Source organism: Vibrio sp. 10N.261.51.A4 (assembly GCF_041471945.1).
Classification (GTDB): domain Bacteria; phylum Pseudomonadota; class Gammaproteobacteria; order Enterobacterales; family Vibrionaceae; genus Vibrio; species Vibrio crassostreae_C.
On the sequence record NZ_JBFRPJ010000136.1, the window covers coordinates 1 to 240 of the forward strand.

At 51.2% G+C, this 240-nt stretch carries 2 tRNA genes; both read left to right on the plus strand.

Annotated elements, in window-relative coordinates:
* The first annotated feature begins 19 nt into the window (after positions 1-19).
* Positions 20-96, plus strand: a tRNA-Met gene (locus AB4384_RS23085).
* A 56-nt stretch (positions 97-152) separates the two neighbouring features.
* Positions 153-228: transfer RNA gene (locus tag AB4384_RS23090), tRNA-Gly, on the plus strand.
* Positions 229-240 lie beyond the last annotated feature (12 nt).

Here is a 240-nt window from a genome sequence, read left to right on the forward strand (position 1 = left end):
CTTAAACAATGCATCCGGACGCGGGATGGAGCAGTTTGGTAGCTCGTCGGGCTCATAACCCGAAGGTCGTCGGTTCAAATCCGGCTCCCGCAACCACATTACAGTTAAGCGCTATCTATTGCCCAAGGCGGTAAGAGCAGCGATTAACTAATGCGATACTAGCTCAGTTGGTAGAGCGCAACCTTGCCAAGGTTGAGGTCATCGGTTCGAACCCGATGTATCGCTCCAAATTAGCCTTTT